This window comes from Microbacterium kyungheense (assembly GCF_006783905.1).
GTDB lineage: Bacteria > Actinomycetota > Actinomycetes > Actinomycetales > Microbacteriaceae > Microbacterium > Microbacterium kyungheense.
This window is the reverse complement of record NZ_VFPE01000005.1, coordinates 45,369-68,494: the sequence shown is the minus strand read 5'-3', so window position 1 is coordinate 68,494 and position 23,126 is coordinate 45,369. Positions and strand designations below refer to the sequence as shown.

21 protein-coding genes are annotated in these 23,126 nt (G+C 70.5%); 12 read left to right on the top strand and 9 right to left on the bottom strand.

The annotated features are described in order from the left end of the window. Nucleotides 1-26: 26 nt before the first annotated feature. On the bottom strand, nucleotides 27-350 hold the full coding sequence (locus FB391_RS15230) for a DUF7882 family protein (RefSeq protein ID WP_141895774.1): 324 nt from the start codon (nucleotides 348-350) through the stop codon (nucleotides 27-29). 126 nt (nucleotides 351-476) lie between these two features. Between FB391_RS15230 and FB391_RS15225 the strand changes: the two genes are divergently transcribed. Beyond that, nucleotides 477-1,280 carry an EAL domain-containing protein gene (locus FB391_RS15225; protein ID WP_141895772.1) on the top strand — a complete coding sequence of 268 codons (804 nt, stop codon included), beginning with the start codon at nucleotides 477-479 and terminating at the stop codon, nucleotides 1,278-1,280. A 24-nt stretch (nucleotides 1,281-1,304) separates the two neighbouring features. Here the strand turns inward: FB391_RS15225 and FB391_RS15220 are convergent, their stop codons facing one another. Next, nucleotides 1,305-1,562 carry a hypothetical protein gene (locus tag FB391_RS15220; protein ID WP_141895771.1) on the bottom strand — a complete coding sequence of 86 codons (258 nt, stop codon included), beginning with the start codon at nucleotides 1,560-1,562 and terminating at the stop codon, nucleotides 1,305-1,307. Between the two features lie 43 nt (nucleotides 1,563-1,605). Here FB391_RS15220 and FB391_RS15215 point away from each other — a divergent pair, with 43 nt between their 5' ends. After that, the gene (locus FB391_RS15215; protein ID WP_141895769.1) at nucleotides 1,606-1,908 is read left to right on the top strand and encodes a DUF7882 family protein; all 303 of its coding nucleotides are present in this window, start codon (nucleotides 1,606-1,608) and stop codon (nucleotides 1,906-1,908) included. Here FB391_RS15215 and FB391_RS15210 read toward each other — a convergent pair. Then, nucleotides 1,900-3,852 (bottom strand): bifunctional diguanylate cyclase/phosphodiesterase, encoded by a 1,953-nt coding sequence (locus tag FB391_RS15210; protein WP_185843127.1) that lies wholly within the window; start codon nucleotides 3,850-3,852, stop codon nucleotides 1,900-1,902. The two genes, FB391_RS15215 and FB391_RS15210, sit on opposite strands and share 9 nt — an antisense overlap. 220 nt (nucleotides 3,853-4,072) lie before the next feature. Between FB391_RS15210 and FB391_RS15205 the strand changes: the two genes are divergently transcribed. Beyond that, nucleotides 4,073-4,720: a hypothetical protein gene (locus FB391_RS15205; RefSeq protein WP_246093552.1), complete on the top strand. Its 648-nt coding sequence runs from the start codon at nucleotides 4,073-4,075 to the stop codon at nucleotides 4,718-4,720. 101 nt (nucleotides 4,721-4,821) lie between these two features. Next, nucleotides 4,822-6,168, top strand: coding sequence for a hypothetical protein (locus tag FB391_RS15200; protein ID WP_141895766.1), 1,347 nt, complete (start codon nucleotides 4,822-4,824; stop codon nucleotides 6,166-6,168). Here FB391_RS15200 and FB391_RS15195 read toward each other — a convergent pair. The 4 genes from FB391_RS15195 to FB391_RS15180 form a co-directional block, all read right to left on the bottom strand. Next, nucleotides 6,072-6,584 (bottom strand): hypothetical protein, encoded by a 513-nt coding sequence (locus FB391_RS15195; protein WP_141895764.1) that lies wholly within the window; start codon nucleotides 6,582-6,584, stop codon nucleotides 6,072-6,074. The two genes, FB391_RS15200 and FB391_RS15195, sit on opposite strands and share 97 nt — an antisense overlap. After that, nucleotides 6,581-7,189, bottom strand: a complete 609-nt coding sequence (locus FB391_RS15190; protein ID WP_141895763.1) for a DUF4352 domain-containing protein — start codon at nucleotides 7,187-7,189, stop codon at nucleotides 6,581-6,583. Before FB391_RS15190 ends, FB391_RS15195 begins: the two co-directional genes overlap by 4 nt. Then, a complete protein-coding gene (locus tag FB391_RS15185; protein WP_141895761.1) occupies nucleotides 7,179-7,835 on the bottom strand; it encodes a hypothetical protein in 657 nt (218 codons plus the stop codon). The genes FB391_RS15190 and FB391_RS15185 overlap by 11 nt, the downstream gene beginning before the upstream one ends. Nucleotides 7,836-7,900: 65 nt before the next feature. After that, the gene (locus FB391_RS15180) at nucleotides 7,901-8,800 is read right to left on the bottom strand and encodes a LysR family transcriptional regulator (RefSeq protein WP_141895759.1); all 900 of its coding nucleotides are present in this window, start codon (nucleotides 8,798-8,800) and stop codon (nucleotides 7,901-7,903) included. Between the two features lie 83 nt (nucleotides 8,801-8,883). On the opposite strand from FB391_RS15180, the gene FB391_RS15175 reads away from it, so the two are divergent. Further along, nucleotides 8,884-12,774, top strand: coding sequence for a proline dehydrogenase family protein (locus FB391_RS15175; protein WP_246093550.1), 3,891 nt, complete (start codon nucleotides 8,884-8,886; stop codon nucleotides 12,772-12,774). Nucleotides 12,775-12,824: 50 nt separating this feature from the next. On the opposite strand, the gene FB391_RS15170 is transcribed toward FB391_RS15175, so the two are convergent. Further along, nucleotides 12,825-13,724: a PIG-L deacetylase family protein gene (locus FB391_RS15170; RefSeq protein ID WP_141895757.1), complete on the bottom strand. Its 900-nt coding sequence runs from the start codon at nucleotides 13,722-13,724 to the stop codon at nucleotides 12,825-12,827. A gap of 356 nt (nucleotides 13,725-14,080) precedes the next feature. On the opposite strand from FB391_RS15170, the gene FB391_RS15165 reads away from it, so the two are divergent. From FB391_RS15165 to FB391_RS15135, 7 genes are all read left to right on the top strand, one after another. Beyond that, on the top strand, nucleotides 14,081-15,415 hold the full coding sequence (locus FB391_RS15165; RefSeq protein WP_141895755.1) for an ABC transporter substrate-binding protein: 1,335 nt from the start codon (nucleotides 14,081-14,083) through the stop codon (nucleotides 15,413-15,415). Between the two features lie 100 nt (nucleotides 15,416-15,515). After that, nucleotides 15,516-16,421 (top strand): carbohydrate ABC transporter permease, encoded by a 906-nt coding sequence (locus tag FB391_RS15160; protein ID WP_141895753.1) that lies wholly within the window; start codon nucleotides 15,516-15,518, stop codon nucleotides 16,419-16,421. A gap of 9 nt (nucleotides 16,422-16,430) precedes the next feature. Next, nucleotides 16,431-17,390, top strand: a complete 960-nt coding sequence (locus tag FB391_RS15155) for a carbohydrate ABC transporter permease (protein ID WP_141895751.1) — start codon at nucleotides 16,431-16,433, stop codon at nucleotides 17,388-17,390. A 2-nt stretch (nucleotides 17,391-17,392) separates the two neighbouring features. Then, nucleotides 17,393-18,682 carry an arabinan endo-1,5-alpha-L-arabinosidase gene (locus tag FB391_RS15150; protein ID WP_141895749.1) on the top strand — a complete coding sequence of 430 codons (1,290 nt, stop codon included), beginning with the start codon at nucleotides 17,393-17,395 and terminating at the stop codon, nucleotides 18,680-18,682. Continuing rightward, nucleotides 18,652-19,374 (top strand): YesL family protein, encoded by a 723-nt coding sequence (locus FB391_RS15145; RefSeq protein WP_141895748.1) that lies wholly within the window; start codon nucleotides 18,652-18,654, stop codon nucleotides 19,372-19,374. Before FB391_RS15150 ends, FB391_RS15145 begins: the two co-directional genes overlap by 31 nt. A 78-nt stretch (nucleotides 19,375-19,452) precedes the next feature. Then, on the top strand, nucleotides 19,453-20,964 hold the full coding sequence (gene arfA, locus FB391_RS15140) for an arabinosylfuranosidase ArfA (protein ID WP_141895746.1): 1,512 nt from the start codon (nucleotides 19,453-19,455) through the stop codon (nucleotides 20,962-20,964). Continuing rightward, the gene (locus FB391_RS15135) at nucleotides 20,961-21,962 is read left to right on the top strand and encodes an arabinan endo-1,5-alpha-L-arabinosidase (RefSeq protein ID WP_141895744.1); all 1,002 of its coding nucleotides are present in this window, start codon (nucleotides 20,961-20,963) and stop codon (nucleotides 21,960-21,962) included. Before arfA ends, FB391_RS15135 begins: the two co-directional genes overlap by 4 nt. 74 nt (nucleotides 21,963-22,036) lie before the next feature. Here FB391_RS15135 and FB391_RS15130 read toward each other — a convergent pair whose 3' ends face one another. Continuing rightward, on the bottom strand, nucleotides 22,037-23,053 hold the full coding sequence (locus FB391_RS15130) for a LacI family DNA-binding transcriptional regulator (protein WP_141895742.1): 1,017 nt from the start codon (nucleotides 23,051-23,053) through the stop codon (nucleotides 22,037-22,039). Between the last annotated feature and the right edge of the window lie 73 nt (nucleotides 23,054-23,126).

Sequence of the window (23,126 nt, the reverse complement as noted above, 5' to 3'; positions counted from 1 at the left end):
GGCCTTGACAGGCCGGCTGCCGCGGGTTATCGCGCGCCCGCGGGTGCGGCGGGTCCGTCTGGTTCAGGGACCAGCGTCAGACCGGCGGGCGAGTTCGCCGCCTTGGTGAGCGCCTCGATCCACTCGGGGTTCAGCCGCGGCTGGCGCCCGCCGAAGTACTCGAACGAGAGCGAGACGTGGGGGCTCAGCCAGATCGAGGCGCGGCCGAGGCCGCTGCGCATCGGGTCGGTCCACGTGAACGGGAACGATTCACCACGGCGCAGCTTCGACCAGATGACGGACTGCAGGTGAGCGAGGATCCGGTCGTCGAAGGATGCCGTGATGCGGGAGTCGTAGGTGAGCGTGCCCATCGCCCTCTACAGTAGCCTCCCCGCCGTCCGCTGTGCCACGTTGCGGCGCGGAGCGGGCATTATACGGATCAGAAGCCGATCTGTCTGGTGTTGCGCGGTCGTGGGCGTCTCGCCGAGTGTGGTCACATGCTCAGTTCCCTCCGGCTCACCACCGACCTGCGAACGGCGGTGGCCGGCGGTGAGCTCTCGGTCGCCTACCAGGGTCAGTACGATCTCGGTGCGACGGCCGAGAGCGGGGACACTCTCGCGGCCGTCCCCGCCTCGGTCGAAGCGCTGTGCCGCTGGCATCACCCGGAGCAGGGGCCCATCTCGCCCGAGGTCTTCATCCCGCTCGCCGAACGCGGTGGGTTCCTCGACGAGGTCGACGGGTACGTGTTCTCGCGGGCCGCAGAGCAGATCAGCGAATGGCGTGACGGAGGGCACGACGTCGGGTTCGCCGTCAACGTCTCGCCCGCGCACTTCTCGTCACGGTACGCCGACGCGGTCATGATCCGCCTGGACGAGCTGGACCTCGACCCTGCGGCGCTGACCGTCGAGATCACCGAGGCGCCGCTGCCGCAGCTGCGCGCGCCGATGCTGTCGGCCATCGAGTCGCTGCACCAGGCGGGGGTCACCATCTCGGTGGACGATTTCGCGGCGAGCGACACGACGGTGGCGATGCTCGAATCGCTGCCCATCGACGAGGTCAAGCTCGACCGTTCGCTCACGCAGCGAGTGGATGCCGCAGCCGACGACGCCATCGCCACCGTGGTCGAGACCAGCGCCGGCCATGGGTGGCGCGTGGTGGCCGAGGGCATCGAGACGCTCGCCGATCTGGCCCGGGCGGTGGCACGCGGCTGCGACAGAGGGCAGGGCTACCTGTGGGGGATGCCGTTGAGTGCGGATGCGATGAGCGGCGTCCTTCGGGGTGTCGGCCCCGCAGCCGTCTGACGCCGCGTCAGCGCGGCTGAGCGCTCAGAGGTCGTAGTCGACCGTGTCGTCGCCGAGGTCCTCGACCTGTGCGCCCGAGTCGCCGACCTCGAACTGAGACCAGGTCACCGGCATCCCGGGGGAGAAGAGGATGTCGACGCCGGGACCGCCGCGCAGCGGCGGGACGGTGACGTACCCGCCCCCGGCTTTGACCGCTTCGAGGATCTTGCCCTTGAGGTCGGTGACCGGGTCGGGGAGGAAGTAGTCACGTCCATCAACGGTGAGCCGGTTCACGATCGCCATGCCCTCCAGGTTAGCGCGCGGCCGACACGCATAGGATCGGGGTGTGGGCATACTTCACTACGGCTCCCCAGCGGCGTCCTTCACGATCGACGACCGCGTGCTGGCGCACCTCGAGCTCGTGATCCTGGCCAAGCTGCGCCGCCGCGAGAACCTGTCGTTCGCGATCGTCGACGAGAAGACCTCGCTGCGACAGTCGATCTGGATCTCTCCGGTGACCCAGCTGCGATTCGAGTACGAGGGGCCGATGCCCGAGATCAATCGGCTGTGGCTGCACGAGCTCGTCGACACGGCGAACTCCTCCGGTGGGCTGCGCATCGTGCCCGAGCCGGAGCTTCCCTCACGCTGAGACCCGTCCGCCGCCGCCGCGCTTCGCGCGGTACATGGCGGCGTCCGCGGCATCCAGCAGGTCACCGGGCGCGTTGCCGCGTTCGGCTGTGACCACACCCGCCGACGCCTTCACGCGGATCTCGGTGTCGCGGACCACGATCGGCTCGGTGATCGACGCCAGCGCCCGGCCGGCCACGGCGGCCGCCTCGGCCGGCCCCGCGTCCACGCAGACGATGATGAACTCGTCGCCGCCCAGCCGCACGACCACGTCCGATGCGCGGGCGACCCCGCTCAGCCGCCGGCCGATCGCCGCCAGCACGGCGTCGCCGACCTCGTGGCCATAGGTGTCGTTGACGAGCTTGAAGTCGTCGAGGTCGAGGAACACCACGGCGACGGCCTTGTCGGAAGCGTCGAGCAGGTCCTCGAGCCGATCATGCAGGAAGCGTCGGTTGTGCAGGCCGGTCAGCGCGTCGCGGAGAGCGAGCTCTGCCAGCTCGGCCTGCGCTCGCGCGATCATCGCCGCCCGGATGTCCTCGCCGAGGTCGTACGCGTCCTGCGCGTGCTCGCCCCAGGGGAGGCTGCGTCCGGTGACGCTCTGGCTCCAGGCCGAGAACGATCTGCGGGGCGACAGGGGGCTGTCGCGGTTCTCAGGCCGCTGCTCGCCGAGCCAGTCGACGGTGCGGGCGACCTCGCCGCGCACGAACACGAGCACATCGCCGTCGGCGCCGAGCGGTACCACGAGCAGACCCGTGACACCGGGGATCTCGACTGCGAGCTCGGGGCGCTCCAAAGGCAGCGCCTCCCACAGGAAGCGCCCGGATCCGAGCTCGTCCACCACCGCGAACAGTCGCCCAGGCGGAGGGACGACGCCGACGGTCGTCACGGTCCCATCGAGCCGCAGGAGTGCGCCGTCGGCCGGCACGATGTCGAGCACGGTGCGTTCCCCGCTCATGAGCACCGAGCCCACGTCCGTTCGTCCGTAGATCGGCGCGGTCAGTGCGGTCCGCCGCTCGCGCACCTCGAGCTGGCGGCTCAGGCGCCGGATCTGCTCGGCCGACGTCAGCTGTGTGGCGACGTGGGTGGCGAGCACCTCCAGGGCCCGGCGCAGGAGTACCGGGATGCGTCGCGGCGTGCGGTGCGCACACGTGAACATGCCGACGAGGTGGTCGCCGATCACGATGCCGAACGACACCGTCGAGACCTGGCCCATGTTCCGCATGAACTGGAGGTGGTGGGGCGATGACGCGCGCAGCTCGGCCGGGCCGAGGTCGATGGGCGCCTCGTCGGGCAGAAGCGTGTGCAGCGGCAGGCCCGGGTCCTCGGTGTCGGCGATCACCCGCGACCGCTTCTCGATATAGAGTGCCCGCGCCTGCACGGGGATGTCGGATGCCGGGAAGTGGAGCCCGTAGTACGACTCCATCTCGGGCTCACGTTCGTCGGCCACGACCTGCCCGTGACCGTCGTCGTGGAAGTGGTAGCACATGACCCGGTCGTACCCGGTGATGGCCTTGATCTCGCGGGCAGCCTGGCGGCGCAGCTCATCGGGATCCGACACCCCGGCAAGCCGCTGGATGGCGCCGACGACACCAGTGCGCACATAGTCCAGACCCGGGACGACCGGTTCGAGCTCCAGCAGCCTCGGTGTGGTGTCCGGATGCGGGATCACGTCGTAGGCGGCGCCCTCGAACTCGGCGCGCACGGGGTCGACCGCCACGCCGTGACGCAGCGCCCACAGCAGCGTCTCGCTGCCCGCTTCGTGCAGATCGCGTCCGAGCCAGTGCTCGACGTTCTCGCTCGCGACCACGACCAGGCCCGTCTCGACGTCGACGCCGAACAGCGCACCGTGCGACTGGATGCGGCCGATCGTGCGGATCGGCTCCGCGGAGCATTCCTGCAGCCTCAGTAGTTCGTCGGCGTCGCGGGAGGCGTCACCACCGAAGGCGAGAGAGGGGAGATCGGTCAACCCATGCCCTTCTGAAAGCGGGCGGCTGGATACTGCGCCGGCGAGTCTGATCATCCTACGCGCGGTCGGCCCTGATCCCATCCGGATGCGCATATGCGCAGCGAGGGCGCGGTTAGCGCAACGGCGAGCGGCGCGCAATGGGTTGTACGGCAGACGCGAAGGGCGATTCGCTGATCTGGGTGGCGCCGGCATTCCCGCCGGCGCCGAGGGAGGAGGAGCCGTGGACACGACGACTCTCATCTGGATCATCGTCGTCATCGCGATCGTGCTCGTGATCGTCGTCATCGCGCTGCTGCTGACGGCCCGAGGCCGCCGGACGCGGAGACTCGAGCATCAGCATGAGCGTGCAGAGCGCATGCGCGCCGACGCACGCGAGACCGAACTCGCCGCCCGTGAACACGAAGCCGAAGCAGCCCGCGCCCGGGCCGACGCGGCGGCCGCCTCGGCGGCGGCCGAGGCTGCGAAGGCGCGCGCAGCAGAGGCTTCGATCGACGCCGAACGCCGCGCCGGGACCATCGACGAGCACCGCGACGAGGCCGCTGACCTGCGCGCACAGCAGGCCGAGACGCTGCGCAAGGCCGACAAGGTCGACCCGTACGTCGACGCGGATGCGGCCGACTCCACTCGGGGAACGACCGCGACGGGCGCGACGACCGATCGCGACGCGGCGGTCACCCGGGACGCGGCAGCCATGCGAGATGCGGGCATCACGCGGGACGCGGCGGCCGCGCCCGCGCAGACCGTCGACGGTCGTGACACGCGGGACGTGCGGGACGCGGACGTCGCCGACGCGCGCACGCGCGACACGGCGGTCACCGACGAGACGGACGGGCGCGCAGTCCCGCCGACGCGCACCGATCGCGCCTGATGTGGCGGTCGCGCCGCGGCCGGGGGCCCCGCGGCGCGACCGCTTCGGCGGTGCCCCGACCGCGCGCGTGAGGAGCCGCGGCGCCCGCTAGCGTAAAGCGGGTGACCGACGTGCTCGACGTGCTGCGCACCGCCGGCCGCCTGCTGTGGCGGCACTGGCCGGTGCTGCTCGCGCTGTACCTCGGCGCGATCCTCGCCCGCTACGGCGTCATCGAGTTCGCGGGGTGGATCGGCTCGTACAGTGCCGTCGCCGGGTCACTGCTCCTGCCCATCGCGATCCTCGTGCGCCTCATCGCGCTCGTGGCCATGTTCCTCGTGCTGCGAGACGGCATGCGCCAGCTCCGGGCGATCGCCCCCCTGCCCGCCGACGGCCCGGCGCGGCGGCGTGAGTTCGTCGACGCGCTGATGGTCGGCATCCTCCCGTTCTTCGCCTTCTACGCGGCCTGGGGGTACCTGCGCGAGGATGCGGTCGCGTACTCCTCGCGGGTGCTCGAGCTCACGACCGGTCGACTGTTCGACGACGCGACGGTCGGCGACGGGCTCAACGGCATGGTCACGGTCACGCCGCTGACGATCGCGATCGTGATCGCCGCGTTCGTGCTGCGCTGGCTCCTCCAGCGCTACCGCGATCGACTGCCCCGATGGTTCGGAGTCTTCGCCGCCTATCTTGAAGCGGTCTGGGTGTACTTCGCCGCGGTCGTGATCGGCGACATCGTCGCGACGGTGTCGAACTGGGTCGCGACGCGGCAGGGCATGGTGTGGCTCGGCGATCTGCGGGCGGGCATCGAGTCCGTCTTCCTCCCGTTCGCGTGGCTCTGGAGCGCCACGGAGTGGCTGCTCGGCGAAGTGGGCGGCATCATCCTGCTCCCGGTGGCCTGGCTGACCATCGCAGGCGTGCTCTACGGCCAGGCGGTCGCACCGGCTGCGGTGTCGACCGAGCGCATCGCCGGTGACGTCGGCCGTCGTATCCGCACCCACTACCGGAACCTGCCCGGCCGGCTCCGCGCGCGGCTCGAGGACCTGTGGAGCGACCTGGTGGGCCGCTTCACGCCCATCGGCAACGCCCTCGTGCTGATGTGGCGCGCGGGCCCGGTGCTGATCGGCGGGTTCGTGCTGACGTACACGCTGCTGCTGTGGCTGCAGGGAGTGTGCGAATGGGCGGTTCCCCGGGCGTTCGGGCCGCACGATTCACAGTTCTGGTTCGTCAACGACCAGCTGATCTTCCTCATCGTGCCGGTGCTGATCGAGCCCGTCCGCATCGCTCTCGTCGCAGGGGGCTACGACGGCGTCATCGGGCGACTCCGGGGGCGTCAGGCCGGGGCGTCCGATCGTCCTGAGGCTCTCGACACCGCTCAGGGCTCGACGACGGCGCTCACGAACTCGGGCCTGCCCGCCACGGACTCCAGCTCGACCACGAACGGACCCGAGGCGTCGTCGGGCACCAGGTAGTCCAGGGTGAGGTCGTAGGGGCCCTCAGCCTCGCTGTCGCAGAACGTGTGGATGTCGGGGTCCCATTCGCGGCCGAGATCATCGCGGGCGTCCCATTGGCGACGATGGCCGTCGGCCTCGCGCAGCTGCGGCACTGTGCACGAGAAGGACTGATCGCCCGGATCGATGTGAAGCGTGACAGTGACGACACGCGTATGCGCGGGGGCGTCCGGCAGCTCGGTGAACTCCGCCGACGCCGGGCCGACGGTCGCACCCGCATAAGGGATCTCTTCGCCGGGCGGCAGCGCGACAGCCTTGCTCGCGCTGTTCTCCAGCACCGTGGACCACTCGTTCCACGACATCGCGGCATATGTCGCCGGTACGAGCAGGACGAGCGCACCGAGCGCCACGGCGTTGGAGCGCCACCAGCCGCTCACGGGTTCACCCAGCCGTTCTCGAGCAGCTCGGTCTGATCGACGGTCTTGACCTCGGCGAGGTCGAACGACAGCACGATCATCGAGTCGAGCTCTTGGTTGATGGCGTTCAGAGCCAGCTCGATCCGTCCCTCGCCGGCCTCCACTCCCTCGGGCAGCTCGAAGGCGAGACTGCCCTCGCGGGGTGCGCCGACCGCGAGCGCGCTTCCGGCCAGTGAGTCCGGGCGCTCGCTCGCGTCGAACTGCACGCCGTCGAGCTCGAGCTTCGCGTACTGGATCGACGTTCCAGCCTCGGTCTGCACGGCCTCGGCTTCCAGATCGACGACCAGCCAGTTGCCGTCTGCACTCCAGCCGTCCGCGCTCACCTCCGACGCGCGGCGGAGGTCGGTGAAGGTCACCGTGAAGCTGCGCCCGGTCGCGGCATCGCCGACCGATGCGGGCACGCGGAACGGTGCCTGGATCTGCGCTTCGCCCGGCGTCGCGAGGGCCACGAACCAGGCGACCGCGATGAAGACGAGACCGATCGTCCACCCCGCCCACGGCGGAAGGTGCGCGGCGCTCGGGACGGGATGGGACGGTGCACCGGGCGCGCTCCCCTCAGCTGCCATTGTCGTCCTCCTGATCGACACCGGCACCCACGTCCTGGATGGTGAGCGTCAGCGTGGCCGAGGCCACCGGGTCTTCCCAGTCGCTGCCGCGGGTGACGAAGGTCCCGGTGTACAGCGTCAGATCGTCGAGCCTCACCGTGAGCCGGTCGCCGGCGGCGTATTCGTCGTCATCGACGATCCAGGTATAGACGAGCTGTGCCGGGACGCCGGGCTGCAGCGTCGGGCCGATCGTCGCGTCGTCCATCCGCGCCGCCGAGGACGGTTCGTCCAGCCCGGCGACCGAGAAGGACCGCTGCACGGCGCCGGTGGCCCGGATCGGCTCATCCCAGTTGTTCTCGACGTCGACGACGATCGCGAGAACGCGCTGCCCATCCTCGGGGAACGTGCCCGAGCCGGGCAGCTCGTCGATGAGCACCGCGCGCTCCACGGTGAGCGACCGCATGTCGTTCACGTGCGCGGCACCCTTCCTGAGGTGTGCGAGGGGCGGCTCGGCAGCCGTGGCGAGTCCGCCGAACGCCGCCGTCGCGGCGAGGAACACGCCGGTCCCGATCGCCGCGAACCACGCCGTCGGCACGCGATCGGCCACCGCGCGGACCCAGGTGAAGCGGCTCTTGCGCGCAGGGGCGACGCGAGGCTGCTCAGACACGAGCCCAGCCTAGAGGGCCGGGCGAGGGCGGCTCGGCGGGGTGACGGACGGCGGCGACGCAGACCTCAGGCGGCCGGATCGGCGTTGGTCGCGGCGAACGCGTCGCGCAGCGCGCGCCGCACCTCGACGATTCCCGCGCGGTCGCGGGAGGCGACGCGCTGCGACACGAAGACCTCGCGCGCCGGGTGCTCGGGCAGGTCGAGCAGCCTCACCGGCGCGGGGGAGCCGGCCCACAGCAGGTCGGGCAGCACGGCCACCGCGTGCCCGGTCGCGACCAGCCGGGCGTGCGCGGTCAGATCGGCGAGCTCGAACCGGACGTCGGGCTCGAAGCCGGCGGCGCGGCACTGCTGCACGGCCCACTCGCGAGCCGCGGTGCCGGCGGGCTCCATCGCCCACGCCCGCTCGTGCAGTTCGTGGAGCGCTCGCGCCGGATCCGCGGGCGGCACCGCCAGCCGGATCGGATCCGTGCCGAGCACCTCGCGCTCCAGGCCCTCGACGTGGGCACGCGTGTGCCCGGGGTACTGCTCGGCGACCACGAGGTCGACACCGCGCGCCGTCAGCTCGAACAGCCCCTGCTCGGGCGGAAGCTGCACGAGCTCGACGCGCAGCCCGGCCGCCCGGTCCCCGAGCAGCGCGAGCGCCGTCGGGAGCAGCGCGAGCGTCGCCGTCTGCATCACCGCCACCCGCACCGGAGCGAGCCCGGGCGAGAGCGACTCCAGCTCTCCGCGTGCCTGCTCGTCGAGGTCGAGAGCGCGAGCCGCGTGCGCGGCGAGGACGCGCCCGTGCTCGGTGAGCCGCACGCGGCGGCCGTCCGGGGCGAGCAGTGCGACGCCCGCCTCTTTCTCGAGCAGCCCGAGCTGCTGCGAGATCGTCGAGGGGCTGTACGAGAGCGCCTCGGCGACGGCTGCGAGCGTGCCGCGCAGCGCGAGCTCGTGGAGCAGTCTGAGACGGCGAAGTTCGAGCACCGGCATCCCATCGACAGAACCGAACGATACAGATCATAGATGCTCGCTTTTCGTGAACAAACGGATGCCGCACCCTGGACGTCATGGCACAGGTCGAGCCGATCGCGCACGAAGAGGTGCAGGCTGGAGTCACACACGTGAACGCAGAGGTGAACGAAGCAGTGAGCGAAGCGCACAGGGATCCCGCAACCGAGCGCCGTCTGGTCGACGAGGCCGTCGCGCTGGCGCAGCGCTGGACGCGCGAGAGCGCCGAGGTGCAGGCCGACCCCGCGGCCGAGCGCCTGGCCGGCGTGCTCAAGGACCCCAACGGGCTGCCCTTCACGATCGGCTTCGTCGACGGCGTCATGCGCCCCGAGAGCCTGTCGGCGGCGGCCTCGCACCTCAACCGCGTCGCACCGCTCGTGCCCGAGTTCCTGCCGTGGTACCTGCGCTCGGCCGTGCGCGTGGGTGGCGTGGTGGCGCCGGTGCTGCCGTCGCCTGTCGTGCCCATCGCGCGCCGGGTGCTGCGCGAGATGGTGGGGCACCTGGTCGTCGACGCCCGGCCCGACAAGCTCGGCGCCGCCATCGAGCAGCTCCGCGCCGGGGGCGCGCGGCTGAACCTCAACCTGCTCGGCGAGGCGGTGCTCGGCGAGGACGAAGCGCTGCGCCGACTGGACGGCATCCACGAGCTCATCCGCCGGCCGGACGTCGACTATGTGTCGGTCAAGGTCTCGGCGATCGCGAGCCACATCTCGATGTGGGCGTTCGACGAGGTCGTCGACAAGGTGGTCGAGCGCCTGCGCCCGCTGTATCTGACGGCCGCGTCCGATGGCACGTTCATCAACCTCGACATGGAGGAGTACCGCGACCTCGACCTGACGATCGCGGTGTTCACGCGCCTGCTCGAAGACCCCCGGCTGCGCCTGCTCGAAGCCGGCATCGTGCTGCAGGCCTACCTGCCCGACGCCCTGCCGGCGCTGGATCGCCTGACGGCGTGGGCCCTGCAGCGCGTCGACGCCGGCGGCGCCCGCATCAAGGTGCGGCTCGTGAAGGGCGCGAACCTCGCGATGGAGCGGGTGGATGCCGTCATGCACGGGTGGACGCTCGCCACCTACGACACCAAGGTCGACTCCGACGCCAACTACGTGCGCTGTCTGCGCGCGGCGCTCGACCCCGCGCGCACGCGCGCGGTGCGGATCGGCGTCGCCGGGCACAACCTCTTCGACATCGCGTATGCGTGGCTGCTCGCGGGCGCCGGCGCGGTGCGCGCCGACACTTCGACAGGCTCAGTGCAGGCGACGTCGGGCGACGCTGGCGCGTCGCCCGACGTCGAGTTCGAGATGCTGCTCGGCATGGCGCAGGGACAGGTCGCCGCCGTCACGCGCGAGGTCGGGCACGTGTTGCTGTACGTGCCGGTCGTGCGGCCCGACGAGTTCGACGTCGCGATCAGCTACCTCGTGCGCCGCCTGGAAGAGAACGCGTCGAGCGACAACTTCCTGTCGGCCGCGTTCGACCTCGCCGACGACCCGGCGATGTTCGCCCGCGAGCGAGACCGCTTCGTCGCATCGATCGCCCGGGCCGACGACCCCGCGCTCGCGACCGGACCTCGGCGCGAGCAGGACCGGGTCGTCGAAGCCGCGGCCCTGGCGGCACCGACGGACGCCGGGGCCGGTGCCGAGGCTCCGCGCACCCGCGCACGGCTCCGGCGCGCCGCGTCGGGCGACGACGCCGGGCTGACCCAGGTCGTGATGGGCATCGCGCGGTCCGCCGTGACCTCCGACACCGCGCCGCTGGAGCCGGCCGTGCCCGAGCAGGTGTTCGGCGCCGAGGCGTTCGTCGAGACCGCGGTGTTCGCGCCCCGCCAGACCGACGCCCGCGCCGCCGGAGCGCCCGGATTCCACAACACCGCCGACAGCGACCCTGCGCTGCCCGGCAACCGCGCCTGGGCGCGCGGCATCCTGTCGCGCATCGAGACGTCGCGCGCCGGCGACGCGACCATCGCCGCCGCGCGCGTCACCGACGAGTCGTCGCTACAGGCGATCATCGCCCGCGTGACGGCAGCCGCGACGACATGGGGTGCGCTGCCCGCCGCCGACCGCTCCGGCATCCTGATAGCCGCCGCCCGTGCGCTGGAGGCCCGCCGCGGCGAACTCATCGAGGTCGCCGCGTCCGAGACCGGCAAGGTCTTCGCAGAGGCGGACGTCGAGGTCAGCGAGGCCGTCGACTTCGCGAACTACTACGCCGCGACCGCTCGGGAGCTCGACCGCGTGAGCGGTGCGGTCTTCGAGCCGGCGAAGCTCACCGTCGTGACGCCGCCGTGGAACTTCCCGATCGCGATCCCCGCGGGCGGCGTGCTGGCCGCGCTCGCCGCGGGCTCGGGCGTCGTCTTCAAGCCGGCCCCGCAGGCACGGCGCTGCGCGGCCGTCGTCGCCGAGGCGCTGTGGGAGGCCGGGGTTCCGCGCGACGTGCTCGCGCTGGTCGACATCGACGAGGGCGGGCTCGGCCAGACCCTCGTGTCGCATCCGGCGGTCGACCGGGTGATCCTCACGGGATCGTGGGAGACCGCGGCCCTGTTCCGCTCGTGGCGGCCCGACCTGCCGCTCCTCGCCGAGACCAGCGGCAAGAACGCCATGATCGTCATGCCGACCGCCGATCTCGACCTGGCGGCATCCGATCTCGTCAAGAGCGCCTTCGGCCATGCCGGGCAGAAGTGCTCGGCGGCGTCGCTGGCGATCCTCGTGGGTCCGGTCGGGCACTCCCGCCGGTTCGCCCGGCAGCTGGTGGATGCCGCCGGGTCCCTGCGGGTCGGCCCGCCGTCCGACCCGCTCAGCGAAGTCGGGCCGGTCGTCGAGGTGCCGCGCGGCAAGCTCGAGTGGGCGCTCACCACGCTGGAAGAGGGGGAGCAGTGGCTCGTCGAGCCGCGGCGCGTGGACGGCGCTCCGGAGTACCGCGGGCGCCTGTGGACGCCGGGCATCCGTGTGGGCGTGCAGCCGGGTTCGCGGTTCCACCACGAGGAGTTCTTCGGCCCGGTGCTCGGCGTCATGCACGCCTCGTCGCTGTCGCACGCGATCGAGCTGCAGAACGCCGTCGCGTACGGCCTCACGGCCGGGCTGTACACGCAGAACCCGCACGACCTCGCACAGTGGCTCGACCGCGTCGAGGCCGGCAACCTCTACGTCAACCGCGGCATCACCGGCGCCATCGTGCAGCGGCAGCCGTTCGGCGGGTGGAAGCGCTCGTCGGTCGGTGCCGGCGCCAAGGCCGGCGGGCCGAACTACCTCGTCGGTCTCGGCCGGTGGCGGGCGACGTCCGGCTCTCCGGCATCCGCCACCCTCCATCTGCGTGGCCTGGACACGCGCATCGCGGCACTCATCGAGGCCGCACAGCCCTCGCTGGACTACGCGGCGTTCGAATGGCTGCGCCGCGGCGCCCTGTCGGACGCGATCGCGTGGGACCGCGAGTTCGGCCAGGTGCGCGACGTGTCGGGGCTCGGCGTCGAGCGCAACCTCTTCCGGTACCGCCCGATCGGCTCGGTGGCGCTGCGCGCGACGGCCGACGCCTCGTGGCAGGCCGTGCTGCGCGTCGTCGTGGCCGGACTGCGCGCCGGATCGAGGCTGACGCTCAGCGCCCCGGTCGGGCTGCCCGCGGCGGTGCGCCGTGTGCTGGCCGACGAAGACGTCGCCGTCTACGTGGAGTCCGATGAGCAGTGGCTGCAGCGCATCACGGCGCCCGACGACCTGCTCGACGCCGTCGCCGACGAGGCGCCCGCTCCGCGCCCGGATCGCGTCCGTCTCATCGGCCAGGATGACGCGGTGGCCGCCCTCCACACGCTCGTCTCGCAGGCCGTCGGCGGCGACCCCGACCTCGCCGTGTACGACAACGAGGTCACGACGGCCGGCCGCCTCGAGCTGCTGCCCTTCCTCCACGAGCAGTCCGTGACCATCACCGCGCACCGCTTCGGCAACCCCGACCCGTGGAGCGAATCGGTGATCTGACCCCGAGCGAGGGGATCCGGGATGCCGCGGGCCGTGGCATCCCGGATCCGTCAGTCCAGCGGGTCGGACTGCAGATCACGCACGTGGTAGAACTCCTGGTCCCACAGGAGATACACGAGCCAGGCCGGCAGGTGGTAGGCCTCTTGGAGGTAGTTCTCCTGTGAGGCGTGGATCTTCCAGCCCTCCATCTTCTTGCCGGTCTCGGCCGACATCGCGTACTCGGGGTCGGGCTGGTTCGCGACCACGAATGCGCCCGCCTCGCCGCCGAACATCTCCAGCGCCGTGGTGGGGCTGATCGTGTAGACGATGTAGTCGGGCCCGGTGTACGAGCCGTCCTCGTCTTCGAGTTGCGCGATCGCCTTCTCGGCGACCACGCCCATGCGCATGTGGTCCTTGTGGCCGGTCGCGCCCGACTCGGGCCAGAAGGCGACCACGACGTCCGGCTTGACGCGCTTCATGGTGTCGGCCAGGCGGTCGACGAGCTCCTGCTCGTCCGCCTCCGGGACGCCGCCGTCTGGGTAGTCCCACACCTCGTGCTCGTCGACGCCGAGGTTGAAGCTGTTCTTGAGCGCCTCGGCCTTGCGGATGTCTCCGAGGTCGTCCTGCCGTGCGACGACCGGCACCTGGTGGCCGGCCTCGCCCTGCGTCGCGGTGATCATGGCCGTGTACGCGCCGTCCTGCGTCTTCGCCCGCCAGAACAGCCCGTTCACGGTCTGCTCGTCGTCGGGGTGGGCGAACACGCCCAGCACGCGCGTGCCCCCGAGTTCGCCGACGACCGAGTCGACGCCCCTCGCGGTCGGCATGTGGAAGATGCTGCGGCCTGCCCAGTACGCGCCGGCGAGGGCGACGACGAGGACGGCGAGGGCGACGATGAGCGCGATCCAGCGCTTGCGCATGAGAACTCCGGGGTGCTGTGTGCGCCCGTCCTCGATGACGGGCTGACGCATCATAAACCGAACGGCGCTCGGTGGAAGAATGCGCCGAACGGTTTCGGGTGGATGCCCCGGCGTCCGGCATCCACCGTTCACAGGCTTCGCAGAATCGCGCGTTCTTCGCAGACTTTCGCCCCGAGCCTGCGAAGCTCGTGCGCTTCTGCGAAGAACGGGGGCGTGGATCGCGTCGGTCACACTTCTACAACGTTGGAACTTTTTGCTCCGAACAGCTTGACAGCGCCTTCGCTCGCGTCGCACACTGTTTTCCACCCAACAATTCCAACGTTGTAAATCAACGGGTCACCACCACGGTCAGCGGCGATCGATCCTCGGATCGCGCGCACTGACCGCACAGCAACACGAGAGGAAACGTGATGACGAAGTCACGGAAGCCGGTCATCGCCGCGGCGGCGATGCTGGCGGTCGGCGGGCTGATGCTGTCGGGCTGCGCCGGCGGCTCGAGCGACAGCGGCACCGAGCAGCTGACCTTCATGTTCCGCGGCAGCGACGCCGAGAAGGCGGCCTACACCGCGGCCATCGAGCAGTTCGAGAAGGACAACGACGTCGACGTCAAGATCATCATGACGACGGCCGATGAGTACAGCACCAAGCTCAAGGCCGCCATCACCGGCAAGCAGATCCCCGATGTCTTCTACGTCGACCCGGGCAGCGTCCAGGCCTACGTGAAGACCGGCATCATCAAGGACATCACGGAGTATGTCGAGGGCGACGAGGACCTCGACCTCGACAACGTGTGGCAGTACGGCGTCGACAGCTACCGCTTCGACGGCAAGCTCATGGGCCAGGGCGCGATCTACGCGATGCCCAAGGACGTCGGCCCGTTCTCGTTCGGCTACAACAAGACGATGTTCGAGAAGGCCGGCATCCCCCTGCCCGACAAGGACAAGCCCTACACGTGGGACGAGTTCACGGCCGTCACGAAGCAGCTCACCCAGGACACCAACGGCGACGGCACCCTCGACCAGTGGGGCACCGGCCTGAACGTGGTGTGGAACCTGCAGGCGTTCGTGTGGTCCAACGGCGGCGACTGGCTGAACAAGGACCGCACCGAGGTCACCGTCGACACCCCCGAGTTCGCCGAGGCGCTGCAGTACTTCGCCGACCTCACCAACGTCGAGGGCGTGACCCCGTCGGCCACCGACGCGCAGACGCTCGACACGTACCAGCGCTGGATGCAGGGCCAGATCGGGTTCTTCCCGGTGGGACCGTGGGACGTGCCCACGTACGAGAAGCTCGACTTCGACTGGGACCTCATCCCTTGGCCGGTCGGCTCGACCGGTGAGACCGCGACCTGGACGGGCACCCTCGGCATCGCCGTGAGCGAGACCACCAAGGACCCCGACATGGCGGCGAAACTGTCGATCTACCTGTCGACCGACCCGACCGCCCAGCAGTCGCTGGTCGACGCCGGCGTGCAGATCCCCAACCTCATCGACATGGCCCAGGAATGGGTCACCTCCTCGACGCTCCCGCCCGAGAACAAGCAGGAGTTCCTGGACGTCGTGCAGGACTACGGCCGTGCGCTCCCCGCCAACACGACCTACAGCCCCGAGTGGTACGACGAGCTCTACAAGAACATCCAGACCGTCCTCGACGGCAAAGAGACGGCGGCGGACTACCTGAAGGAAGTCCAGCCCCGCATGCAGGAGATGCTCGACAAGGCGAACGCCGAAGCCGGCATCGGCTGAGCCTCGGCACCAGCCCTGACGAGTGGATGCCGCGGCCCGACCCGCCCGAAGCCGCGGGCCGCGGCATCCCCCTCCTGACTCCTTCGAAACGAGGTCCTCCATGTCGACGACGACCCCCGTCCGCCGCTCACGGCTGCACCGCCGCGAGCACCGGGCCGCGCTCGCGCTGGTCGCGATCCCCATCGTCGGGTTCCTGGTGTTCACCGGGTACCCGCTGGTGTTCTCGGTGTACGCGTCGTTCACGAAGTGGAACGGCCTGAGCGAGCCGGTGTTCAACGGCATCGCCAACTTCGTCGAGATGGCGAACGACCGCTACTTCTGGCAGGCCATGGGCAACACGATCTTCTACATGATCGGCATCCCGATCGGCCTGGTCCTGTCGCTGCTGCTGGCGCTCGCCCTCAACCGCAGGATGCGCGGCACGACGTTCTTCCGCACGGTCTACTACGTGCCGGTGATCTCGTCGCTCGCGGCGGTCGCGATCCTGTGGCAGTGGGCCTACAACGGCGACTTCGGCCTCGTGAACCAGGTGCTCGCGCTGTTCGGCATCGACGGCCCCAACTGGCTGCAGAACCCCGACACGGTCAAGCCCGCGATCATCATCATGGCGGTCTGGAAGGGCCTCGGCTACTCGATGCTGCTGTACCTCGCGGCGCTGCAGTCGGTGCCCCGCCACCTCTATGAAGCCGCCGCACTGGACGGCGCCGGAGCGTTCCAGCAGTTCCGTCACATCACCGTGCCGATGCTCAACCCGGTGACGTTCTTCCTCGTCGTCACGAGCATCATCGGCGGCGCCCAGATCTTCATCGAGATCAACATCATGACCCCGACCGGCGGTCCCGAGTTCAGCTCGGCCTCGATCGTCTGGTACATCTGGCAGAAGGCGTTCAACTACCTCCAGATGGGCTACGCGACGGCGATGTCGGTGGTCCTCGGACTGCTCGTCTTCGTCGTGACCGCGATCCAGTTCCGGCTCAACCGCCGCTTCCAGTTCTCGATCGACTGAGGCACCATCATGACGCTCACCACTCCCGGGGCCGTTGCAGCCCTGAACTCCGACCTCGACGGCGCCCCCGCGCGCAAGCTGCCGAAGCGGCGCATCGGCCGCCCCACCGGCAATTCGGCCGGACGCCGTCGCTGGTTCGGCGCCTACGGCGTCGTCAACATCGTCCTCACCGCCGTGCTGTCCATCGGCGGCATCGTGATGATCGCGCCGCTGCTGTGGACCTTCTCGACGTCGCTCAAGACCCGCGAGGCCGTCTTCGCCCTCCCGCCGCAGTGGATCCCCGACCCTGTCATGTGGGAGAACTACGTGCGGGTCTGGTCGGCGGGCCCGCTGCTGTCGGGCATCGTGAACTCGATCATCGTGTCGGCCACCGTCACGATCATCGGGACGGTGACCTCGATGCTCGCCGCCTTCGCGTTCGCGAAGCTGCGGCTGCCGGGCAAGAACGTGCTGTTCCTCGTGCTGCTGGCGGCCATCATGATCCCGTTCCCGACGATCATGATCCCGCAGTTCAAGCTGTTCGCCGACCTCGGCATGGTCGACACCCTCTGGCCGCTGATCCTCCCCGGCGTCTTCGGCAACATCGTGATGATCTTCTTCATTCGCCAGTACCTCGACTCGGTGCCGGACTCGATCATCGAGGCGGCCAAGATCGACGGCGCCGGCTACCTCCGCATCTTCTTCACGCTCATCTTCCCTGCGATCCGCCCCGCGATCGCGGCGCAGTTCATCCTGTGGTTCATGGCGGTGTGGAACGACTACCTCGCGCCGATCATCTACCTGAACTCGCCCGAGAAGCAGACGCTGCAGCTCGTCATCGCGAGCTTCAACGCGACCTACGCCAGCCAGACCGACTATCCGCTGATCATGGCGGCGTCGTTCATCGCGCTGATCCCCGTGCTCGCAGTCTTCGTCATCTTCCAGCGCCAGATCATCGAGTCGGTCGCCCTCACGGGAGCCAAGGGCTGATCATGACGCGCCTGACGACCGACCCCACGACCTGGGGAGCGCTGAACGCGCACGACCCCACCGTCGTCCGCGGCGACGACGGCAGCTGGTACATGTTCTCGACCGATGCCGCCGTCGGCATCGACGAGATCCCCGCCGGCGTCCATGTGCGCACCTCGCCCGACCTCGTCGAGTGGACGTTCGTCGGCACCGCTCTGGACGGCGTGCCCGGGCCGGCCGCCGCGCTCACCGGCGCCCGGGGGCTGTGGGCGCCCGAGGTGGTGCGCTGGCCCACGTCCGGCGGGGCGCGCTGGCACATGTACTACTCGGCCTCGACGTTCGGTTCGCGCACGTCGGTGATCGGGCTCGCGACGGCCGCCTCGCCGGCGGGGCCGTGGACGGATGCCGGACCCGTCGTGACCACGACGCACGCCGTCGACGGGCACAACGCCATCGACGCCGCCGTGGTCTTCGACCGGGCGGGGCGGCCGTGGCTCACGTACGGCTCGTTCTTCGGCGGCATCCACATCCTCCCGCTGGACGCGCGGACCGGGTTCGCCGAGAAGCCGGGCGAGGTCGGCACGCTCATCGCGCGCCGCCCGGCGAGCGTCGACGGCGCGGTCGAGGGGGCGTACATCGTGTACCGCCCCGAAGAGGACCGCTTCGTGCTGTTCGTGTCGTACGACTCGCTGTTCGACACCTACAGCGTGCGCGTCGCGGCGGCGGCCCAGGTCACCGGTCCCTACGTCGACGCGCAGGGGCGCGCGCTCACCGACGTGACGGATGAGGATCCGGATGCCGTCGGCACGAAGATCCTCGGCGGTCATCGCTTCGCGGGCGGCGCGGCGTGGATCGCGCCCGGTCACAACTCGGTGTTCCGCGACGCGGGCCGGCTGTTCGTCGTGCACCACGTGCGTCGCGCCGACGATCCGGCACGGCACGAGGCGCAGATCCGCCGCGTGCACGTCACGGCGTCGGGATGGCCCCTCGTCTCGCCGCACCCGTTCGCCGGTTACGACGCCGAGCGGCTGGACGCGTCCGAGCCGGTGTCGGGGGACTGGCACGTCATACGCTTCGACCCCGCCGAGCGCGGGGTGGTGGAATCCGTCCGGCTTCCGATCGTCGCCGCCGCCCACACCGACGGGCAGGCGCTCACCACGCCGCTCATCGTCGGCACGCCGGATGGCGATGTCGTCCTGGATGCCGTCGTCTTCGGCGCGTTCGATCCGGTGGCGCAGCGCGCGGTGCCGGCCTTCTCGGGCCTGGACGCCGAGGGCGTCGTGTGGACCGGCTCGAAGGCGGTGGCGGCATGATCGAGGAGTACGGCTGGGCCGGCCGCGTGATGTCGTGGCTGCGCGTCGTGGCATCGCTGATCGTCGTGAACCTGCTGTTCGTGGCGGGTGCCCTCGTCGGCCTCGTCGTGCTGGGACTCGCGCCCGCCGCCCTCGCGGCCACCGCATGCCTCACGCTGCTGCGCGACGGCGCGTTCGCCCCCGGCGGCGGTGCCGAGCAGGGCCTCGCGCGCACGTTCGTGCGGACCTACCGCGCCCGGTTCTGGCGCGCCAACCTGCTCGCCCTGCCGTTCGGCGTCGTCGCCGTGCTGCTCGTCCTCGACACCGCCGTGCTGCCGGCCCTGGACGGGCCGATCGCGGCCGCGCTCGCGGTCTTCACCTGGGTCGTGGGCGCCGCGGCGCTGCTCGCGTTCGTCGCCGCCCTGACCGTCGCGGTGCGCTACGACGAGGCGCCGGGCGCCGTGCTGCGGTACGCCGCCGTGCTGCCGTTCACCTCGCCCGTCACGAGCCTCGTGCTGCTGGCCACGCTCGCCGTCATCGGCGTCGCGCTGAGCCTGCTGCCCATGCTCATCCCGCTCGTCGGATTCGCCGTCGTGCTGTTCGTCGCGGGCTGGTTCGTCGACCACCGCCTGGCCGTGCTCGATCCCGACCACCCGCGCGCGGCGGATCGCCGGGCGGCCGCGATGCCCGCGCCGACGGCATCCACCCACTGAGACCACCCCGAACTCGCGGGATCGCCCCGCACCGTCCTGCCGTGCTGCCTGCAGCCGGCCCGTCCCTGGAGGAGAAACGTGACCACGTCACCCGCCACCGCCCGCATCTCGGTCGACCGCGAGGCGGTCGTCGCCCCGATCGACCGCCGCATCTTCGGCTCGTTCGTCGAGCACCTCGGCCGCTGCGTCTACGACGGCATCTACGAGCCCGGGCACCCCACCGCGAACGAGGACGGCTTCCGCCTCGACGTCGTGGACCTGGTGCGCGAGCTCGGCTCGACCACCATCCGCTATCCCGGCGGCAACTTCGTGTCGGGCTTCCGGTGGGAGGACTCGGTCGGCCCGCGCGACCAGCGTCCCGTGCGCCGCGACCTCGCGTGGCACTCGCTGGAGACCAACCAGGTCGGCGTCGACGAGTTCTCGCGGTGGCTGAAGCTCACCGGGTCGGAGCTCATGATGGCCGTCAACCTCGGCACCCGCGGGATCGAGGCCGCGCTCGATCTGCTGGAGTACTGCAACCACCCGTCGGGCACCGCGCTCAGCGACCAGCGCATCGCCAACGGCAGCCCCGAGCCGCACGACATCAGGATGTGGTGCCTGGGCAACGAGATGGACGGCCCGTGGCAGACGGGCTACATGACCGCGGAGGACTACGGCAAGCTCGCCGCCCGCACCGCGCAGGCGATGAAGGCCGCCGACCGCTCGCTCGAGCTCGTCGTGTGCGGCTCGTCGGGCTCGTCGATGCCGACCTTCGGCGACTGGGAGCGCACCGTGCTCGAGCACGCGTACGACCACGTCGACTTCATCTCATGCCATGCGTACTACCAGGAGCGCGGGGGCGACCTCGGCTCGTACCTCGCGTCGTCGATCGACATGCAGTACTTCATCGAGACGGTCGTCTCGACCGCCGACCACGTGGGCAACAAGCTCAAGTCGAAGAAGAAGATCAAGCTCTCGTTCGACGAGTGGAACATCTGGTACCTCGACGAGCACCGCGAGTCCGACGAGGTCAACGACGAGTGGCGGTACGCCCCGCGTCAGCTGGAGGACGTCTATTCGGTGGCGGATGCCGTCGTGCTGGGCAACCTCATGATCACGCTGCTGCGCAACCACGACCGCGTGGCCTCGGCCTCGCTCGCGCAGCTGGTGAACGTCATCGCGCCGATCATGACGGAGCCGGGCGGCGCCGCGTGGCGCCAGACCACGTTCTTTCCGTTCTCGGTGACCTCGCGCCTCGCGCGCGGCGAGGTGCTGAAGCCCCGCATCGACGCCGGCACCTACGCGACGGCCGTGTACGGCGACGCTCCGCTCGTCGACTCGGTGGTGACGGTCGACGACGGCGCCGCGGCGGTGTTCCTCGTGAACCGCAGCCTGACCGACCCGATCACGGTCACCGTCGACGTGTCGGAGCTCGGCGTCGACACGGTCGCCGAGGCCGTCACGATGTGGGACGACGACGTGTACGCGAAGAACACGCTCGCAGACCAGGAGCGCGTGGGTCTGAAGACCCTCGACGGCGCCGTGCTCGACGGCGGGATGCTCACCGTCACGCTGCCCCCGGTGTCGTGGTCGGCGATCTCGCTCGCGTGAGGTCACGGCTCGCGGCGGCGGCATCCCTGCTCGCCGTCGCCGCGGCGCTGACGGGCTGCGCGGTCGCGCCCCCCGCGCCCGAGCTGACGGGAGACACGTTCGTGCACGACCCGGCGTTCGTGGCGGGCGAGGACGGCGAGCCGTCGTTCGTGTACTCGACCGGGGACGGGCGCGTGGGCGACGGCAACATCCGCATCCGCCGCTCGGACGACGGCGCCGACTGGGAAGAGGTCGGCACGGTGTGGGACGAGAAGCCGCGGTGGCTCGCCGACGCCGTCCCCGGCGTCGACAACCTCTGGGCTCCGGAGCTGTACGAGCACGATGGCACCTGGTACCTGTACTACTCGGCCTCGACGTTCGGTCAGAACACGTCGCTCATCGCACTCGCGACCAACACCACGCTCGACCCCGGCGACCCCGACTACGAGTGGGTCGACCAGGGGGTCGTGATCGAGTCCGCCGGCACCGACTTCAACGCGATCGACCCGGGCGTCGTCGAAGACGCGTCCGGTGCGCCGTACCTGGCGCTCGGCTCCTTCTGGAGCGGCATCCGCATGGTGCCGCTCGAATGGCCGAGCGGCCTGAGGGCGGCCGGCACCGAGGATGACGAGCCGCTGCGCCTGGCCGACAGGCAGTCACCGCCCAACGCGATCGAGGCGCCGTACATCGTGCCCCACGACGGGTACTACTACCTGTTCGTGTCGAAGGACTTCTGCTGCAAGGGCGTCGACAGCACGTACCGCATCGCCGTCGGGCGGTCTTCGTCGGTCACCGGCCCGTACGTCGACGCCGACGGCGTGCCGCTGCTCGAAGACGGGGGCACGCCGGTGCTCGAGACCTCGGGCACGCGCATCGGACCCGGCGGGCAGTCGGCCTCGGGCGGTCTGCTGGCCTTCCACTGGTACGACGCCGACCTCGACGGTCAGTTCCGCCTGGGTCTGCTGCCGCTGCAGTGGCGCGACGGCTGGCCGCACGTGGAGTGGCCCGCCGCGGACTGAGAGTGTGGATGCCGTCGTCCCGGGCGCTGCGGACGCCCGGGACGGCATCCCTCGCAGACCCGGAGGTGGGAGGGTCAGCGGGCGACGGCGGGGGCCGACTCGCGCTGGACGATGTCGAAGTCGGCCAGCAGCAGCCGCGGGGGAGCGTCGAGGCCCTCGATGCGCTCGATGACGGTCGCGACCGCGGTGCGGGCGATCCAGGCGCGGCCGGGGTCGACGGTCGTGAGCGACGGGATGGAGTACTGCGCCTCGTCGATGTCGTCGAAGCCCATGACGGCCACGTCGTCGGGGACGCGCAGCCCCGCCTCCTGCAGCGCGCGCATGGCGCCGAAGGCCAGGGTGTCGTTCAGTGCGAACACCGCATCGAACTCCGCGCCGCGCTCGATGATCTCGCGCATCGACCGGGCGCCGTTCGCGCGGTGCCACTCGATCGACGGGCCGATGAGGCGTCCGTCGAACGGGATGCCGCGCGCCTCGAGCGCCTCGCGGTAGCCCTGCAGACGCAGCGCGGCCGAGCCGATCAGCTCGCCCTCGTGCGCGCCGACGATCGCGATGCGGCTCCGCCCCGAGTCGATGAGGTACTCGGTCGCGGCGCGCGCGGCTTCGACGTTGCGCATCGTGAGGTGATCCGTGGGCCCCTCGAAGATGCGCTCGCCCAGGAGCACGAGCGGGTAGTCGACGTTCAGATGCGCGACGTCGTCCTGGCTCATCTCGAGGGGGCTGAAGATGAGGCCGTCGCTCATCTTGCGGCGGGGGCTGGTGAGCAGGTCGAGCTCGCGCTGGCGTCCGCCGCTGCCGGTCTGCTCGATCGTGACGACGAGGCCCGAGGCCTCGGCTGCGGCGATGACGGATGCCGCCAGCTCGGCGAAGTAGGCGAGCGCGAGGTCGGGGACGGCCAGGGCGATGGAGCCGGTGCGACCGGACCGCAGGCTGCGGGCCGTGAGATTGGGCGTGTAGCCGAGCTCGGCGATCGCGGCCTCGACCCGCTCCTTCGTGGTGGGGCGGATGTGCGGGTAGTCGTTGATGACGTTCGAGACCGTCTTGATCGAGACGCCCGCCAGGCGCGCGACATCATGCAGCGTCGCCGCCATGGCCCACCCCCGATCGCCCGGATGCCGTCGGCTCCCCGATCGACGTGCTCCGAGCCTACAACGTTGTAAGAGC

Coding starts and splice junctions, on each gene's coding strand:
- FB391_RS15225 (WP_141895772.1), top strand. CDS start 477: ATGCTCAGTTCCCTCCGGCTCACCACCGACCTGCGAACGGCGGTGGCC.
- FB391_RS15230 (WP_141895774.1), bottom strand. CDS start 350: ATGGGCACGCTCACCTACGACTCCCGCATCACGGCATCCTTCGACGAC.
- FB391_RS15165 (WP_141895755.1), top strand. CDS start 14,081: ATGACGAAGTCACGGAAGCCGGTCATCGCCGCGGCGGCGATGCTGGCG.
- FB391_RS15190 (WP_141895763.1), bottom strand. CDS start 7,189: ATGGCAGCTGAGGGGAGCGCGCCCGGTGCACCGTCCCATCCCGTCCCG.
- FB391_RS15175 (WP_246093550.1), top strand. CDS start 8,884: ATGGCACAGGTCGAGCCGATCGCGCACGAAGAGGTGCAGGCTGGAGTC.
- FB391_RS15170 (WP_141895757.1), bottom strand. CDS start 13,724: ATGATGCGTCAGCCCGTCATCGAGGACGGGCGCACACAGCACCCCGGA.
- FB391_RS15150 (WP_141895749.1), top strand. CDS start 17,393: ATGACGCGCCTGACGACCGACCCCACGACCTGGGGAGCGCTGAACGCG.
- FB391_RS15220 (WP_141895771.1), bottom strand. CDS start 1,562: ATGGCGATCGTGAACCGGCTCACCGTTGATGGACGTGACTACTTCCTC.
- FB391_RS15155 (WP_141895751.1), top strand. CDS start 16,431: ATGACGCTCACCACTCCCGGGGCCGTTGCAGCCCTGAACTCCGACCTC.
- FB391_RS15160 (WP_141895753.1), top strand. CDS start 15,516: ATGTCGACGACGACCCCCGTCCGCCGCTCACGGCTGCACCGCCGCGAG.
- FB391_RS15130 (WP_141895742.1), bottom strand. CDS start 23,053: ATGGCGGCGACGCTGCATGATGTCGCGCGCCTGGCGGGCGTCTCGATC.